This is a genomic window from Acidisoma sp. 7E03 (assembly GCF_054665075.1).
Map to the genome: position 1 here is coordinate 1 of NZ_BAAFHE010000020.1, position 14,574 is coordinate 14,574.

The window sequence follows — 14,574 nt, forward strand, 5'->3', positions numbered from 1 at the left end:
GCAGCTACACGGTGTCTGTGGTGGCACCGGCGGGCGAGACCTTCTCGACGAGCGGGACGGCCTCGGTGACGACGACCTCGGGTTCGGCCGTGACCGTGAAACCCATCGGAGAATATTCCGGTGCGGGCAGCATCTCGAGCATGGTCTTTTTCGACGGCAACTCCACCGGCACCTATCACGCCGGCGATCCCGGCATTGCCGGCGTCACCGTCCAACTGATGAGCGGCAGTGCGATCGTCGCGACGACGACGACGACCGCGAACGGCACCTACACCTTCTCCAACGTCACGGCGGGGACCTACACGGTCAAGGTCGTGGCGCCGGCCGGGCTGACCTATTCGGCGACGGAACATGCGAGCGGCAACCCGCTGCTCGATAACGACGTCAATCCGAAGACTGGCCTCAGCGACAGCTTCACCGTCGTCGCGCATCAGATGACAACCGGTGTCAACGCGGGGCTCGTCTTCAACGGTAACTTCGCCGGCACCACGCCTACGCAGATCGGTTCCGGCGCCGCCTATTCAGGCAATCAGAGTTCCGGTGTCATCGTGGGCAGCGGCAACGACAACGTGCACACGGGCAGCGGCGGCAACAACGTCGTCATCCTGGGTGGTGGGAACAACATCATCGAAGAGGGATCCGGCGCGACGGTCGATATCGGTGTCGCCAGCGGCGCGCTGAACGCGCAGACGCAGAACGCATCCAGCGGTTACCTTTTTGCCGGTACCGGCAACAGCGTGCTGCAAGGGGAACAGGGGAACGCGTATCTCATCGGCGGTGTCGGCCGGAACCAGATTGCTGGCGGCAGCGCCAACAACATCCTCGCTGGCGGCATCGGGGGAGGGACCGTCACGATCTCGGGCACCAAGGTGACGGGCTACACGGGCGGCAGCGAGGTGCGGCTTACGGGCACGTCTTCGACGGTCCTCTATCAGAAGGGCGACGGGGTGCTGACCCTGGACAACACCTTCGACCCCAAGACCGATCAGCTGGAGATCTTCGGCTATACGAAGGGCACCATGGCGGTTCTGCCGAATGGGCAGACGGCACTCTATCTGGGTGGCAACGATCTGATCGTTTTCAACGGTGGCAATCCTTTTGCCCCCGGCGTGGGCTCCAGCTTTGCTGGTGTCACCTTCACAGCCGATATTGCGGCCGCACCTCAATACGTGATGACCTTTGGCACCAACGGCCTGCCTCAGATCGTGCCGTCCGGCAGCGCGACAGCGCCGGCGCCCCAGACCGGCGGCGTCACCGGGACCGTGTTCAACGATGCCAATGCGGACGGAACGCAGCAGACGTCGGAAGGCGGCCTCGCCGGGCAGGCCGTCACGCTACTGCAGGGCAGCGCCGTCATTGCGACGACGACGACGGCGGTGAATGGCGCCTATAGCTTCTCCGGCATTGCCGCCGGTAGCTATACCGTCTCCGTTACCAAGGCCGCAGGTGAGACCTTCACGACGGCTGGCACGACAGGTATCACCGTCACAGGTGGGGGCACGACGGTCGTTAATGCAATCGGCGAGCACGTGGTTGCCACGGCATCTGCCAGTCCGACTGCGATCAGCAGCGCACCGACAAGCGTCCCCATGTCCGCCTACAATCAGACGCTGACGCTGGACGACAAGAGCTACACCGTCAGCGGCAGCCAGGGGAACGCCACCATCATCGCCGGAAACGGCAACGATACGATCAAGGTGGGTGGCTACAACAACGCCGTGACACTCGGGAGCGGAAACAATACCGTCACCGGCGCTCAAGGCAGCACGACGATCACGGCGGGGAATGGCAACAACACCATCACCGTGAGCGGCTACAACGACAAGATCACCGTGGGCAGCGGCACGAACACGATCACCGGTCCCCAGGGCAACGCGACGATCGTCACGGCCAGCGGCAACAATACGATCGCCCTCCAGGGCTATGGAAATACCGTCACGACAGCCAGCGGCAACAACATGATCATCGCTGGCGCAGGGGGGGCCACCGTGGACACCGCGGCCGCGAACGATACTGTCACCTTGAGCGGATGGGGCAACCTGCTTCAGGGTGGCTTGGGTACCGAGGTGTTCATGGGCGGGGCCGGCAATACCTATCAACCGAGTGCGGGTGCCGCGTCCGGCACCGGCAGCATGGAGATCAAGGATTTCTCGCTGACCAATGGCGATGTGCTCGACCTCTCCAAGCTGCTGGCCCAGGCTGGCTGGAATCAGGCGGCTGCGACCCTCTCCAACTTCGTCAAAATCACGGAAGTTGGTGCCAATACACAGGTTTCGGTGGATCCTACGGGCGGTGGCACGCATTTCCACACGGTCGCCACGCTGGACGGTCTGGGCGTCTCCTCTCTCAGCGCGTTGCAGTCTCACAATTCCATCATTTTGTGATCGGCCGGGGTGGCCGCCAACACCGGTTACCTGATGCACGTGCTTGAAATCTTGAAGCCTCGTCTTAAGCTTCGACCGTCATAACGAGGGACGAAACGCGATGAGTGACACTTCCGCCGAGGGCCAGGCTGCCGGCGCCACCACCGCTGGCAGGATGGCCACCCAGGAGACTGTTCTGCTCGAAAACATGTTCGCCCCCGAACTGTTCGCCACCTTGGCGTCGAGTTTCTCGCTGTCCGCCGGAAGCGTGACGATCAAACTCGTCTCGACGCGATGGGACAATTCGGTGGAGCCTGCCGTGCAGAAGGCCGTGGTGGTCGGGCGCATCACCATGCCACTGCAGGGAGCCCAGACGCTGGCAGCTGGCTTGCAGAACTTTTTGGAGCAGCACGGCCTTCAATACGTGCCGCTGAATCGCCCGCGCACCCGCGCGAGCGACGCCATCGTCTCCTCGCCCAACACCGTTCAGTCCTGACGCCGCGGCCTCGGAGGTTGGACGACGCGACAGGCGCTTGGCGCAGATGACCGCGTCTGGGCCGAGCGCCGGCGCGAATGGCGGCCTCGCCCGCGCCTTCGAGCTGTGGCAGTCGGGCTCGGCCGAAGAGGCCGCCCGCTTGCTGGATGACCTTTTGCGGCAAGCGCCCGACGACCCAGACGTTTTCGAGCTTGCCGGGCTGGTCGCTCTGGCGCGCGGGGCGGTGGCGCAGGCGCTCACTTATACGGAGCACGCCGCGCGTATCGGGACGGCCGCGCGCTATCCCGCGAATCATGGCGTGGCGCTTGGTCACGCGGGCCAGCATGCTGCCGCCGCCGAGGCGTATCGTGAGGCGCTGCGGCGGCAGCCGGCCTATCCAGAGGCGCACAACAATCTGGGCCTCGCGCTCGCTTTGCTGGGTCAGCCGCTGCCCGCCGAGCAGAGCTTTCGCTCAGCCCTCGCCCTGCGTTCCGATTACGCGGAGGCGTGGATCAATCTCGGCGACGCGCTGCAGATGCAGGGCCGGCTGCGGGAGGCCGTGGCCGCCTATCGCGAGGGCATCGCCCTTAGCCCGCGATCGCGCCGCTCGGGTCTGGGCCATACGCTCCGCCGGCTGGGTCAGCGCGAGGCAGCGCTGGCCTCGTATCGCGCCGATACGGCGCATTATCCTGAGGACGCCGATGCGTTCAACAACCTCGCTGCGGCGTTGATCGATGCTCATGGCGATGGTCTTGGAGACGATAGAAGCGGGGTCAGCTGGACGGAGCGCGCGCGGCGCCGGATGGATCGGCTGGAAGAAGCACTCGGCTGCTGCCGCAAGGCGTTGGCCTTACGCCCCGACTTTCAGGAGGCCTTGAGCAACACGGGAAACATTCTCCGCTGGCTGGATCGAGCGGCGGAAGCAGAACCCGTGCTGCGTCGCGCGATCGCGTTGCGCCCGTCCGATGCGGGGGCCTACAACAACCTTGGGCTGGTGCTGCAAGAACGCGAGCGGCCCGACGAGGCCTTGGCCGTGCTCGACCTCGCGCAGGCTTTGGCGCCGGAGGATGCCGAAATCCAGTACAGCCGTGCGACCTGCCTCCTGCGCCAAGGCCGGTTGCAGGAAGGCTGGGCCGCCTATGATTGTCGCTTCCGGATCGGCCAGGCCGGCAATGCGCTCAGCCTGTTCGAGACGCATCCGCCTTGGGCCGGGGAACCCGCGGCAGGCCGGACCCTGCTCGTGCTGGCTGAGCAAGGGCTCGGCGACACACTGCAGTTCGTCCGTTACGCGCCCTTGATCGCGGCCCGCGGGCTGAAGGTTGTCATCGCGGCACAGGCGCCGCTTCTGCCACTGTTGAAGACGATGGACGGCGTCATCGAGGGTGACATCCGCATCATCAATCAGATCGGTACGTATCCGCGCTACGATCTGCATTGCCCGATGCTGAGCCTGCCACGCGCCTTCGGAACGACGCTCGAGACCATTCCGGCATCCGTGCCGTATCTCAAGGTGCCGGAGGACGCCGCTGCTGCCTGGGTGGCGTCCCCGCTTTCCGAGTGGGTGGAGGGGCGGGACCGTCCTCTCCGCGTCGGCTTCGCCTGGGGCGGCAATCCGCGCCACGTGAATGACCTGCGCCGATCGATTCCGCTGACCTCGCTGGCGCCGTTCTTCGCGCTGCCTGGCATCCGCTGGTTCAGCCTGCAGCTCGGGGAACGGCGCGAAGAGTTGCAGACCCTCGACCCTGATCTTCTGTCTGCCGGCACCCTCACAGATCTGTCCTCTCGCCTCACCGATTTCGCGCAAACGGCGGCGGCGGTGTCCGCGCTCGATCTCGTCATCTGCGCGGATACGGCGGTCGCTCATCTGGCAGGGGCTTTGGGCAAACCGGTCTGGGTGATGCTGCCGCATACGCCGGATTGGCGTTGGCTGGCGGCGGCGCGACGCAGCCCCTGGTATCCGTCCATGCGCCTCTTCCGACAGACGGCACAATGCCGGTGGCACGAGGTAGTGCTCGCCGTCACGGATGAACTCGCGGGACTCTCAGGATGTGAGGCTGAGAGGATCCGCAGTTCGGCCGGGGAAGCGGCCCCGGCCTGCGCTCGCGCCACCACGACACATCGTCCATAAAGGCTGCTCCGATCATCGCCACTCTGTCGATAGTGTGTTGCCCTTCGGGTCTTTAGACTTTCGCTCTCAGCAGAGGCGGAGAGGGAGACGGTGAAAGCGGCCGTTCTGCAGGCGGCGGGCCAGCCCCTGACCATCGAAGACGTGCAGATTGCGCGGCCCGGCCCTCGTGAGGTCCTGGTGCGTACCGCGGTCACCGGCCTCTGCCATAGCGATCTCCATTTCATCGATGGCGCCTTCCCGCACCCCTTGCCGCTGGTGCTCGGCCACGAGGCCGCCGGCACAGTCGAGGTGGTGGGGTCTGACGTCCATTATGTAGAGCCGGGAGACCGGGTGGTTCTCTGTCTTTCCGTTTTTTGCGGCCATTGCCGCCACTGCCTGACGGGACATCCGGCCATGTGCGATACGCCGGAGGTGAACCTGCCGCCCGGCACCTCTCGCCGGCTGTCCTGGCGGGGCGAGACGCTGCACCAGTTCTACAACACCTCGACCTTCGCCGAGCAGGTGCTGGTGCATGAGCATGCCCTGGTGAAGATTCCGCCGGAGATGCCTTTCGACCGCGCGGCTCTGCTTGGCTGCGCCGTGCTGACCGGCACCGGCGCCGTCTTCCATCGCGCCGGGGTGCGGCCGGGCGAGACGGTCGCCATCATCGGCTGCGGCGGGGTGGGGCTGGCAGCGGTGAATGGAGCGGCCCTCGCCGGTGCGGGGCGCATCATTGCCATCGACACGCAGCCCACGAAGCTCGACCTCGCGCGCCGCCTGGGGGCGACCGACGTCATCGACGCGCGCGGCATCGACGCGGCAGCCGCCGTCACGGAGCTGACGCGGGGCGGGGTCGACCATGCCATCGAATGCATCGGCGCCAAGGCAACGGCGGAGGCGGCCTTCGCCATGCTTGCGCCGCGCGGCATGGCGACCCTCGTTGGCATTCCGCCCTGGGGGACAAAGCTGGAACTCGACGCGATCGCCATGCTCGCGGACCGGCGAATCCAAGGTAGCCGCATGGGATCCAACCGATTTCGGCTCGACATTCCCAAGCTTGTCGACTTCTACCTGCAGGGCCGGCTGCATCTCGACCATCTCATCTCTGACCGGCTGACGCTTGGCGACATCAATGCGGGGTTCGCGCGCATGCGCGCGGGTACGGCCGTTCGGCAGATCATCACTTTCTAGACGGATCTCAGCTCATGCGTGTTCTTGTTCTCGGTGGTGCCGGTGCCATGGCCAGCGGCACAGTGCGCGATCTCATCTCCCCGCATCAGGATGGGATCACGCAGATCGTGGTGGCGGACCGTCTGCTCTCCGCCGCACGCTCCCTGGTCGAGAGACTTGGCGATCCGCGTCTGTCGGCCGTGGAAGTGGATTGCGCCGATCAGCCGGCGCTGCTCCGCCTGCTGGGCGCTTGCGATCTCTGCATCAACGCGGTGCCGACCTTCGCCGGCCAGCAAATGGTGATATTCGATGCCTGCCGCCAGGCTGGCGTGACCTATGTCGATTACGGCGGTATGGGCGTGTTCACCGTCGAACAGAAAAAGCATCACGCGGCCTGGGCTGAGGCCGGCATAACCGCGGTGCTGGGCCTGGGTGCCGATCCCGGTATTTCCAACATGGTCTGCCGGGCGGTCGCCGAACGGCTGGATAGGATCGAGCGCATCAACCTCTACTGGGTGGCGAAGAACTTCGGCGTGCCCAGCCCCGTGCTGGTTCCCCCCTATTCGCTGCCGACGCTGCTTGCCGAGTACGCCAACCCTTCGCTGCAATTCCTTGACGGCGCATTACGCGAAGTGCCGCCGCGCAGCGGGCAGGAGGTGCTACGACTGCCCGAACCCTGGGGTGAGACGGAATTCATGTTCACCCAGCATTCCGAACCGCTGACGGTGCCTTTTTCCGAAGGCATCCGCGACAAGGGCATCCGGGAGTTCACCTGGAAGCTGCATCTGCCGGAGCATGAGCATCGCGCCTGGCTGGCCCTCTGCTCGGCGGGTTTCGACGATTACGACGAGCCGCTTATGGTCAAGGGTGTATCTGTCAAGCCGGTCGACCTGCTGGATGCTCTGATCCGCCGCAACATCGAGCGCCGTGGCGCCAGCGTTCCGCCGAGCGAGATTCACGAATTGCACCTCGCCGTGGGCGAGGGGCAGGTCGGCGGGCATCCGGCCCGGGTGAATTGCGCGGTGATCGGCGCGCCGCATCCTGACCATGCGGGCTACAACGACCCTGCGACGTCGATTGGTCTCGCCATCGGGGTACAACTGCTGCTGCGCGGCGGCACGCGGCCGGGCGTCTGGGCGCCGGAGGAATGCTTCGAGACCACATCCTTCTTTGCGGAACTTCAGCGCCGTCATTTTCGCATAGTGCACGACCTGCCTCTGCATCCGGCGCCGGATGGCACGAAATATGCTGGACAGAATGTCCAGGAATTACCGGCCTGATCTACGCAAGCTGTCCATAGGAACCGGCACCACGCCTGCCTTAGCCTGATCGTCATTCGGTTACTCGGAAAGGGTCTTTGATGCTGCGACGTTATGCCATCGTCTCTGCTGGCCTTGCCTTGATGACCTGTGTCGGCGCGGCACTGCCCAGTGCCGCGCAGGCCGCCGGTTCGGTCACCGTTTTCAATTGGGCTGATTACTTCGCGCCAGACGCCTTCGCGAATTTCAAGAAGGCGACCGGCATCACCGCCAATCTCTCCGTCTACGACAGCGAGGAGATGATGGACGCCAAGGTGATGGCCGGGAACACGGGCTATGATGTGGTGGTCGCGAATGCCGAACCCTATCTCGCGACCGAGGCTCAGGCCGGCGCCTATCAGGTGCTCGACCGCTCAAAGATCCCGAACTGGAAGAACCTCGACCCAGACCTGATGGCCATTCTGGCAAAGGCCGATCCCGGGAACCAGCATGCCGTGATCTATGACTGGGGCACGGTTGGGCTCGGCTACAACGTCGGCATGGTCAAGAAGCTGCTGCCCAACGCCCCGACCGACTCCTGGGCGCTGCTTTTCGATCCTGCCAATGCCAAGGCGCTCCAGAAATGCGGCATCAACATCATCGACAGCGCGGCCATCATGACGCCGATCGCCCTCAAATATCTGGGCCTTGATCCGGCGAGCCAGAATTCGGCCGATTTGAAGAAGGTCGCGGACCTGCTGAAGCCGATCCGGCCCTACATGAAGACGATCAGCCAGACCACCTGGCTCGCCGATCTCGCAACCGGCAATCTCTGCATTTCCGTCGGCTGGAACGGTGATGTGCTGCAGGCGTCCAAGCGCGCCACGGCGGCGAAGAACGGTGTCTCCATCAACTACGTTCTGCCCAAGGAAGGCTCGATCATCTGGTTCGACACCTATGCCATGCCGAACAGCGCACCGAACCAGGACAATGCCTACGCCTTCATCAACTACATGCTCAGTCCAGAGGCGGCTGCCGACAACAGCAACTACACCAACTATGCGAATGGCGTGCCTGCTAGCAAGGCGCTGATGCGGAAAGATCTGGAGGATGATGCGCGCGTCTTCCCGCCCAAGGACGACCTCGGCCGCCTCTTCATGCAGGCGGCGGTCACCCCGAAATACGAACGCCTGCGCACCCGGATGTGGGACAACTTCAAGAATGCAAGTTGACGCGCGGCATGGATGCTGACGGCTCTTCCGTGACCGCTGCGGGTGCCGCCGCCGCGCCGCACCCGCCGCATATCCGCATCGAAGGCGTGAGCAAGCGTTTCGGTGACTTCGTGGCGGTGCGGGAGATCGATCTAACCATCGGGCGGGGCGAGCTTTTTGCCCTGCTTGGTGGCTCGGGCTGCGGCAAGACGACGCTTTTGCGGATGCTCGCAGGTTTCGCGCAGCCTTCCTCCGGCCGCATCCATATCGGCGCTCGGGACGTGACGGCGACGCCGCCCTATGAGCGGCCGGTCAATATGATGTTCCAGTCCTACGCGCTGTTTCCCCATATGACGGTGGCCGCCAACATTGCCTTCGGCCTCAAGCGCGAGGGCCTGCCGCGGACCGAGATTACTCGGCGCGTTGACGAGGCCCTGGCGCTCGTGCGCCTCGAGGGTCTGGCCAGCCGCAAGCCGCACCAGCTCTCGGGCGGGCAGCGCCAGCGTGTCGCCCTCGCCCGGGCGGTGGTGAAGCGGCCGGAAGTGCTGCTGCTGGATGAGCCGATGTCGGCGCTCGACAAGAAGCTGCGCGAGCATACGCAGTTCGAGTTGATGGCGATCCAGCGACAGCTTGGCATCACCTTCGTCATGGTCACACATGACCAGGAGGAGGCGATGGCCATGGCGACGCGCATCGCCGTGATGGATGCAGGGCGCATCGTCCAGGTCGGCAGCCCACAGGACATCTATGAGGCGCCCCGCAGCCGCTTCGTGGCGGACTTCATCGGCTCGGTGAACCTGTTGGAGGGTTCTGTCATCGGGAGCCACGCGCATCAGACCGTGATGACCTGCCCCATGCTCGGCTGCGACGTCATCTTCGCCACGACCCGGCCCTTGCCGATTGGCGCGCAGGCGGTACTGGCGCTCCGGCCCGAGCGAATAGGTGTCGGTGACGATGCGCCGGGCGCGAACCGTATCCATGGTCGCATCGAGGCCTTGGCCTATCATGGCGGCGCCTCCGTCTATCGTGTGGCGGTGGTGGGTGGCGCGCTGCTGCAGGTGACCCAGCCGAACCGGGCCGATGGAGCGGCAGCGGCATTGCGGCTCGGGGCGCCCGTCACTCTTGCCTGGTCGCCCGAGGCGACCACCGTGATCGAGCCCTGAGCATGCGAGGGCTGCTGCATCTCCTTTCAGGTGCCTGGGGACGGCGCATCGTGATCAGCCTGCCTTTCCTGTGGCTCGGCGTCTTCTTCCTGCTACCCTTCCTGGTGACTCTGAAGATCGCGTTTTCGACGAGCATCATCGGCATTCCGCCAATCGGCCCGATCGCCAAGATGACGGATGACGGGGCCCTGCAGGTGACCCTGCATCTGGAGAACTGGAGCTATCTGTTCCAAGATCCGAGTTATGTCATCGCCTATGGGCGTGCCCTGCTGGCGGCCGCTATCACCACCCTGTTGTGCCTGATGATCGGCTATCCGATGGCCTATCGGATTGCCCGGGCCACACCCAGGGCGAGGCCATTGCTGCTGATGCTGGTCATCATGCCGTTCTGGACTTCCTTCCTGATCCGCGTCTATGCCTGGATCGGCATCCTGCGGGACAACGGCCTGCTCAACAATCTGCTGCTGACGCTCGGCCTCATCCATCACCCTCTGCGCATCATGAATACGCAGACGGCGGTCTATCTCGTGATGGCTTATGCCTATCTGCCCTTCATGCTGCTGCCGCTGTACACCACACTCGAAAAACTGGATCTTAGCCTGCTCGAAGCAGCCGAAGATCTCGGAGGACGACCTTTCATCAACTTCCTGCTCGTCACCTTGCCGATGTCCGTGCCCGGCATCGTCGCCGGGTCGCTGCTGGTCTTTATCCCGGCCGTCGGCGAGTATCTGATCCCGACCATCGTTGGCAGCCCAGGCCATCAGATGATCGCGTCCGTCGTCTTCGACGAATTCTTCAACAACCGTGACTGGCCGACAGCCTCCGCAGTCGCCACGGCCCTCGCCATCTTCCTGCTTCTGCCCATCATGCTTCTGGTCTGGCTGCGTAGCCGGAACGAGGCGAAGCTGATGACCGCGCAATCGTGAGCGCGCGGCTGCAGGGAAGGGCGCTCACCGCTATGTTGGCGGCGGGGCTCGCCTTCCTCTATCTGCCCATCCTGACCCTGGTCGTCTATTCGTTCAACGCCTCACCCATGGTGACGATCTGGACAGGACTTTCGACACGCTGGTACGGCGTTCTCGCGCATGACGGCGAGATTTTACGCGCCGCTCGGCTCTCCATCGAGATCGCGCTCATCTCGGCGACGGGTGCGACCGTTATCGGCACGCTCGCGGGCTATGCGCTCAGTCGCTTTCGTGCCTTCCGGGGCCGTTCGCTCTTCATGGGCATGGTGATGGCGCCCCTCGTCATGCCGGAAATCGTCTCCGGCATCGCGCTGCTGCTCATGTTCGTCGGCAGCGAACAGTTATTCGGTTGGCCGCACGGCCGTGGCATCGTGACCATCTGTGCCGCGCACATCACCTTCTGCAGCGCATTCGTGGCCATCGTCATCCAGAGCCGTATCACGGGATTCGACACCTCGGTGGAAGAGGCGGCGCTCGATCTTGGCGCGGTGCCGGCGACCGTCTTCACGCTGGTGACGCTGCCCCTCATTTTGCCGGCCATCGTATCGGCCTGGCTGCTTGCCTTCTCGCTCAGCGTGGACGACGTGATCATCAGCGAATTCACCGCCGGACCGTCCTCCACCACCTTGCCGCTCGTCATCTTCTCCCGCGTGCATCTCGGCGTCAGCCCCGAGGTGAACGCACTCGCCACCATCATCATCGCCATCGTCCTGACGTCGACCGCCCTCCTTACGTTCCTGCGCATCAAGCAGCGCTATGGCGCGTGAGGGCGGAGCGCCGCCATAACCAGAGGGTTCGTCATGACCACGCACCGTGCCGGCCGCCAGATCCACTTCATGCTGCTGGAAATGGGCGCCATCAGCCATAATAACTACGGATTGTGGCGCCACCCGGCAAACCATCGCCGTGAGTTTGGCAGTTTCGATTTCTGGATCGAGCAGGCCAAGGCGCTGGAGCGCGGCATGTTTGACGCGCTGTTCTTCGCCGACACACTCGCTATCTCTGCGGGCTACGGCGGCCTGCCGGATGTCGCTCTACGCGAAGGCATGCATGTGCCGATCCATGATCCGCTGGTGCTGATTCCGGCGATGGCGGCGGTAACGAAGCATCTTGGCTTCGCCGCCACGAGTTCGACGACCTACGAGCATCCCTTCTCCTTCGCGCGCCGCATGAGTTCGCTCGACATGCTGAGCGGTGGCCGCGTCGGCTGGAACATCGTCACCTCCTACCTGCCCGGGGCGGCTGCGAATTTCGGCATTCCTCCCGTCGCCCATGACACGCGCTACGACAGGGCGGAGGAATACGCCCATGTCACGTTCAAGCTGTGGGAGCAGAGCTGGGAGGAGGACGCTTTGAAGATCGACGTCGCATCCTCCAGGGTCAGTGATCCCGCGAAGGTCCATGCGATCAACCACGAAGGCAAACACTTCAAGGTTGCTGGCCCGCACCTCATGTGCCCGACGCCGCAGCGCACCCCCGTCATCTTCCAGGCGGGCAGTTCCGATCGTGGCCGTGCCTTCGCCGCGCAATATGCCGAAGGCATTTTCATCGGGGGTTATACTGAGGACATCCTGTTGAGCCATGTGCAGGACATCCGGCGCATCGCCGCAGAGGCGGGCCGCAGCCATGATGAGGTGCGGCTCTTCGCCGAATGCAACATCGTCTGTGCGGCCACCGATGCGGAAGCCGAGGCCAAGCTCGCCACCTTCATGGATCTGGCAAGCGCGGACGGCTATCTCGCCCATCGCTTCGGCTCGGGCATGGATATCTCGCGCTACGGCCGCCATGAGAAGATTGACGACATCATTGCGGCCGGTGGCCCGGGTGCTGACCATATGGCACGCTATCCCTTTCCCAAGGGTTGGACGATCGGTGACATCATCGAGGATGCCGCGCGGCTCGACCGCAAACGCCTCTTCGTCTGCGGCGGCCCCAAGAAATGCGCGGACGAGATCGAGCGCTGGTCGGATACCTTTGATCTCGACGGCTTCCTCATGCGCGGCTTCCTCGCGCCAGGGACGGCGCGGGATTTCGCGGATTTCGTGGTGCCGGAGTTGCAGCGACGCGGCCGCTACCGCACGAAATACGAAGGTACGACGTTGCGTGAGAATCTCTTCGGTCCCGGCCATACGCGTCTGGCGGATAGCCATCCCGGTGCCGCCTATCGCGGGCGGCCCGTCCCGACGGCGGCGGAGTAGAGCAGAGCGGCATGCAACCCGTTGCCGCTGCGGATTTCGGGCTGACGGTCGCCGAATGCTTGTCGATCCCACCCCTCGATCAGGCCAGTGTCGTCTCGGGCCGTGCCGGCCTCACGCGCCGGCTGCGCTGGGTGCATGTCGTCGATCACGAGGACATCGAGGATTCGCTGACTGGGCATGAACTGATCATGACGGCGGGTGTCGTCCTCGGCGGTAGCAAGCAGCTGCAGCACGACATCTTTCAGGTGATGGAGCGGTTGCAGATCGCGGGCCTGGTCATTGCGCTCGGCACCTATATGGATCATGTGCCGGAGACGATGATCGCGGAGAGCGAGGCGCGGGGCATTCCCATCATCGTGCTACCCTGGGCGATCAATTTCCGCGACGTGACGCACAGCCTGCTCACGCATCTCGTTCAGTCCCAATATGTCGCGCTGGAGAGTGCTGAGCGGCTCAACCGGGATCTGTTGCAGATCGTCATGCGTGGCGGCGGGCCGCAGGCGCTGTGCGCGCGGCTGGGTCGCCTGTTCGGGCGCGGTGTTGCGATCATCGATGCGGCCATGCAGGTGCTGGCGCGCCACCAGGGGGGTGAAACCGGACCGGTCTTTTCTCCTACCGGCCTGACGCCCGGTGCGGTGGCAGCGCTCGATGCGCTCCGCCCGCAGGGCGGGGCGACGCAGCTGATGGCCTGGCAAGGCGAGCGGCTGGGCTTCGCTGCCGCCATCCCTACCCAACCCCGGCCAAGTGGCTGGCTCATCGTCGAGACACAGCAGGCGGACATCAGCCGCTTCGACAGCCTGGCAGCAGAGACCGGTGCCATGGCCGCAGCCCTGCTGCTCAGCCAGAGCGCGGAAATCGCTCGGCTGGCAGAGCGCCAGGCCGAGGATCGTGTCGTCGACATTCTCCTCGGCACAGCGGCCTCGGCCGAGGCCCGGGCAGAGCTCGGGCTGCGCGACGGTGCGCCCTTCGTCGTCTTCACGGCCGATGTCGAAGGGGCGAACAGTGGCGGTGCGCTCGCCATCCTCCGCACGTTCATCCGCCGGCAGGGTTGGGGCGGCCAGGTCGCGCGGCGCGGCAGCATGCTGCTCGGTGTGGTTCAGCGCAGCAAGGGCGGCGTTTCGCGGGACATGCAGTCGGCGCTGGTGGAGGTGCTGGAGGCAGCGCGCCTGCGCCCGCGCGTGGCTTTCAGCCACACTTTGGAGGATGTGGCGGAAGCACCCGTGGGCTATGCCAGCGCGCGCGATACGCTCCGCCTGGCGCGCATTCTGGAACCCGGCCGCCGGCTGGTGCTGGCCGAGGAGATGACGGCGCTCACCCGCTTTTTGCGGGCGCTCGACCAGAAGGACGCCGATGAGCGGGCCTTTCCATCCATCCACCTGCTGCTCCGCAGCGACAGGCAGCAGGGAGCCTTGGTGCAGTCGCTCGCCTGTCTGCTCGAAAACGACTGGAACGTCTCCACCTCGGCGCGGTTGCTCGGCATCCACCGCCATACCCTGTTGAACCGCATCGAACGGATGGAGGAAATCCTCGGTCTGCAGCTCGATCAGCTGCACCGGCTGGACTTGCGGTTGCAACTTCTCGCCTGGCACCTCGCTGGAAGCCCCAGACAGTAGGCGAGCCCGGCGCTTTACGCCCCTTGCGGACAGACCTAGAGTCATCTGCCGCCGGAGACGCTTTTGCCGTC

The 14,574-nt window shown here is 64.6% G+C and carries 11 protein-coding genes; all 11 read left to right on the forward strand.

Annotated features, from left to right (window positions below):
- The coding region (locus ACYQ6W_RS21050; protein WP_459678076.1) for a beta strand repeat-containing protein at positions 1-2,384 on the forward strand (2,384 nt) is incomplete at its 5' end.
- 100 nt (positions 2,385-2,484) lie between these two features.
- Positions 2,485-2,859: a hypothetical protein gene (locus ACYQ6W_RS21055; protein ID WP_459678077.1), complete on the forward strand. Its 375-nt coding sequence runs from the start codon at positions 2,485-2,487 to the stop codon at positions 2,857-2,859.
- A 46-nt stretch (positions 2,860-2,905) separates the two neighbouring features.
- Positions 2,906-4,966, forward strand: coding sequence for a tetratricopeptide repeat protein (locus ACYQ6W_RS21060; protein ID WP_459678080.1), 2,061 nt, complete (start codon positions 2,906-2,908; stop codon positions 4,964-4,966).
- A 90-nt stretch (positions 4,967-5,056) separates the two neighbouring features.
- Positions 5,057-6,136 (forward strand): Zn-dependent alcohol dehydrogenase, encoded by a 1,080-nt coding sequence (locus ACYQ6W_RS21065; RefSeq protein ID WP_459678082.1) that lies wholly within the window; start codon positions 5,057-5,059, stop codon positions 6,134-6,136.
- Between the two features lie 14 nt (positions 6,137-6,150).
- A complete protein-coding gene (locus tag ACYQ6W_RS21070; RefSeq protein ID WP_459678085.1) occupies positions 6,151-7,395 on the forward strand; it encodes a saccharopine dehydrogenase family protein in 1,245 nt (414 codons plus the stop codon).
- Between the two features lie 80 nt (positions 7,396-7,475).
- Positions 7,476-8,585, forward strand: a complete 1,110-nt coding sequence (locus tag ACYQ6W_RS21075; protein WP_459678087.1) for an extracellular solute-binding protein — start codon at positions 7,476-7,478, stop codon at positions 8,583-8,585.
- 29 nt (positions 8,586-8,614) lie between these two features.
- Positions 8,615-9,727, forward strand: coding sequence for an ABC transporter ATP-binding protein (locus ACYQ6W_RS21080; protein ID WP_459678089.1), 1,113 nt, complete (start codon positions 8,615-8,617; stop codon positions 9,725-9,727).
- 2 nt (positions 9,728-9,729) lie between these two features.
- The gene (locus ACYQ6W_RS21085; protein ID WP_459678091.1) at positions 9,730-10,653 is read left to right on the forward strand and encodes an ABC transporter permease; all 924 of its coding nucleotides are present in this window, start codon (positions 9,730-9,732) and stop codon (positions 10,651-10,653) included.
- On the forward strand, positions 10,650-11,459 hold the full coding sequence (locus tag ACYQ6W_RS21090) for an ABC transporter permease subunit (protein ID WP_459678093.1): 810 nt from the start codon (positions 10,650-10,652) through the stop codon (positions 11,457-11,459). Before ACYQ6W_RS21085 ends, ACYQ6W_RS21090 begins: the two co-directional genes overlap by 4 nt.
- A gap of 33 nt (positions 11,460-11,492) precedes the next feature.
- Complete coding sequence (locus tag ACYQ6W_RS21095) at positions 11,493-12,890, forward strand: NtaA/DmoA family FMN-dependent monooxygenase (RefSeq protein WP_459678095.1); 1,398 nt, start codon at positions 11,493-11,495, stop codon at positions 12,888-12,890.
- An 11-nt stretch (positions 12,891-12,901) separates the two neighbouring features.
- The gene (locus ACYQ6W_RS21100) at positions 12,902-14,503 is read left to right on the forward strand and encodes a PucR family transcriptional regulator (protein ID WP_459678097.1); all 1,602 of its coding nucleotides are present in this window, start codon (positions 12,902-12,904) and stop codon (positions 14,501-14,503) included.
- The last annotated feature ends 71 nt before the right edge of the window (positions 14,504-14,574 follow it).